Annotated in this window: 2 protein-coding genes and 1 pseudogene; all 3 read right to left on the reverse strand. The window is 44.0% G+C overall.

Translation table 11 applies throughout. The features are described 5' to 3' along the window. Nucleotides 1-31: 31 nt before the first annotated feature. On the reverse strand, nucleotides 32-784 hold the full coding sequence (locus B9J84_RS13970) for a phosphoadenylyl-sulfate reductase (protein WP_013857904.1): 753 nt from the start codon (nucleotides 782-784) through the stop codon (nucleotides 32-34). Continuing rightward, on the reverse strand, nucleotides 777-2,510 hold the full coding sequence (gene cysI, locus B9J84_RS13975; protein ID WP_088720751.1) for an assimilatory sulfite reductase (NADPH) hemoprotein subunit: 1,734 nt from the start codon (nucleotides 2,508-2,510) through the stop codon (nucleotides 777-779). The genes B9J84_RS13970 and cysI overlap by 8 nt, the downstream gene beginning before the upstream one ends. Then, nucleotides 2,510-3,016 (reverse strand): annotated as a pseudogene (cysJ, locus tag B9J84_RS13980) (NADPH-dependent assimilatory sulfite reductase flavoprotein subunit); the annotation flags it as partial. The pseudogene cysJ and the gene cysI, both read right to left, overlap by 1 nt.

Here is a 3,016-nt window from a genome sequence, read left to right on the forward strand (position 1 = left end):
ATATAGAAGATTAAATACCTGCATCATCTCCTTAGTTATTCTCTTCATGAAGACCACACTCTCTTTTTAAGCCGAAGAAACGCGTTTCTTCTTCATTCATTCCCGGTTCCCATTTACGAGTGGTATGAGTGTCACCAACTGAAAGGTAACCTTGCTCCCACAATGGATGATACGGCAGGTGATTTTCTTGCAGATAATAATGTACATCTTTATTTGTCCAATCAATCACAGGTAGGAATTTAAACACACCATTTTGAATCGCTAAAATAGGTAATGTCGCCCGCGATTGTGATTGCTCTCGGCGTAGGCCAGAAAACCAAGTACCAATATCTAGTTCATCTAACGCTCTTCGCATCGGTTCTACTTTATTAAGGTGATTGTATTGTTCAATGCCAGTAACGCCTTGTTCCCAAAGTTTACCGTAACGCGCCTCCTGCCATGATGGACTTATCGTAGCGCTGAAGATATGCAGATTGAGATTCAGGTGATCCGTGAGCTGGTCAATAAATTGATATGTTTCAGGAAATAAATAGCCCGTATCCGTCAATACCACTGGTATATCGCTTTTTACGCTAGAAACCAGATGCAGCATCAATGCGGCTTGAATGCCAAAGCTAGAAGAAAGCGCATGGGTTCCTTCTAGATTCTCAATCGCCCACATGACCCGCTGCTGTGCTGTTAACGTTTCGAGATAAGCATTTAATGGGGCAAGGCGTAACGTTTGCTCTACTTTTGTTAGCGCCAATAACTCGGACAATTTAGGAACTACTGGTACTTCAAGCATAGAAATCTCTCTTAGAGATGATCACCTCTTCTATAATGCCGGTGCGAATGGTGAAATCGCCAAAACCCTCATTGGATTGACGCTCTAGCGCCCAGCGGCCGACTAGATGGTCAATTTCTTCTAGGATCTGTTTATCGGTAATGTTTTCTTTATACATTTTAGGCACACGAGTGCCCGCTCTATTGCCGCCAAGATGTAGGTTGTAGCGACCGGGAGCTTTACCAACTAAACCAATTTCAGCCAACATGGCTCGGCCACATCCGTTCGGACAACCTGTGACACGTAAGATAATGTTTTCTTCTTTAGGTAACGCATGTTTTTGTAGAATCGTCTCTACATCCGTTACAAATTGAGGGAGGAAACGTTCCGCTTCAGCCATAGCTAATGGGCACGTAGGGAAAGAGACGCACGCCATCGAATTTTTACGTTGCTCACTCACATTGTCATTGATCAAACCATGCTGACGCGCAATCTGCTCAATCGTAGCTTTTTGTACAGCAGGTACTCCCGCTACGATGAGGTTTTGATTGGCCGTCATACGAAAATCACCTTGGTGGATTTTAGCAATTTCTGCCACACCACTCTTTAGCGGTTTATCAGGGAAATCGAGTAAACGACCATTTTCGATGAAAAGTGTTAAATGATGCTTACCATCGATGCCTTCAATCCACCCAATCCGATCACCACGTTCTGTGAGCTCGTAAGGGCGGCTGACCGCAAACTCAATACCAGCACGCTTTTCAACTTCGGCTTTGAACACATCGACGCCCACTCTATCGAGTGTGTATTTAGTTTTTGCATTTTTACGATTAGACCGGTTTCCCCAATCACGCTGAGTCGTAACCACAGCGGCGGCGACTTCTAAGGTTTTATCCAAAGGAATAAATCCGAAATCATCAGCACGACGCGGGTAAGTAGAAGTATCACCGTGCGTCATGGCTAGGCCGCCACCCACCAGCACATTAAAACCAACTAACCGACCTTGCTCGGCAATCGCAACAAAGTTTAAATCGTTGGCATGTACATCCACATCGTTTTGGGGCGGAATAACCACTGTCGTTTTGAACTTACGCGGTAAGTAGTTATTACCTAAAATCGGCTCTTCATCTGTAGTTTCTAGTTTTTCACCATCCAACCAAATTTCTGCATAAGCGCGCGTTTTAGGTAATAGATGTTCCGAAATCTTCTTCGCCCATTCGTAAGCTTCCTGATGCAGTTCAGACTCCACAGGATTGGACGTACACAGTACGTTACGGTTCACATCACCCGCTGTGGCAATCGAATCAATACCAATGCTGTTTAACGTTTGATGCATCAATTTAATGTTAGGCTTCAATACCCCATGAAACTGAAAGGTTTGGCGAGTGGTTAAACGAATGCTGCCATATAGGCTGTGCTCAGTTGCAAATTTATCTATCGCTAGCCATTGTTTCGGTGTGATGATCCCGCCAGGCATGCGCGCACGTAACATCACATTGTGCAGAGGTTCTAACTTTTGTTTTGCACGTTCGTTACGAATATCGCGATCGTCTTGTTGATACATGCCATGAAAGCGAATCAACTGAAAGTTGTCAGCACTAAAGCCACCTGTGATGTGATCTTGCAGATCTTGCTCGATCGTCCCACGTAAAAAGTGACTTTCACGTTTCAAGCGCTCGTTATCTGACAATGGGCCTAGCTCTTGTCCTAATACTTCTTGATGATTAGATTGTTGTTTGGTGCTCATTAGTACACATCCCTTTGATAACGTTTTGCTTTGCGCAGATCGTTGATATATGTCTCTGCCTGTTCACGTGATAACCCACCTTGCTGCTGTGCAATAACAATTAGTGCATCATGCACATCTTTCGCCATGTGCGTTGCATCACCACAGACATAAAGATACGCACCGTTTTGAATCCATTGCCAGACCAGTTCGGATTGTTCAAGTAATCGATGCTGAACGTAGACTTTCTCATGCTGATCACGGCTAAACGCCACATCTAGACGACTCAGCACACCGGATTTCAGATATTTTTGCCACTCAACTTGATAGAGAAAATCTTGAGTAAATGTACGATCACCAAAAAACAGCCAGTTTTTTCCTTTTGCTTCACGGTTATCACGCTCTTGAATAAAGCTACGAAATGGCGCAATTCCGGTGCCAGGACCAATCATGATAATAGGCACATTATCATCTTGCGGTAGTTTGAAATTATTATTGTATTCAATGAAAACCTTTACCTTGTCGCC

The organism is Vibrio sp. V03_P4A6T147 (genome assembly GCF_002241085.1).
Taxonomy (GTDB): Bacteria; Pseudomonadota; Gammaproteobacteria; order Enterobacterales; family Vibrionaceae; genus Vibrio; species Vibrio anguillarum.

Bases quoted from the DNA above. Each gene is read 5' to 3' on its own strand.
- B9J84_RS13970 (WP_013857904.1), bottom strand. From the start codon at position 784: ATGCTTGAAGTACCAGTAGTTCCTAAATTGTCCGAGTTATTGGCGCTA.
- cysI (WP_088720751.1), bottom strand. From the start codon at position 2,510: ATGAGCACCAAACAACAATCTAATCATCAAGAAGTATTAGGACAAGAG.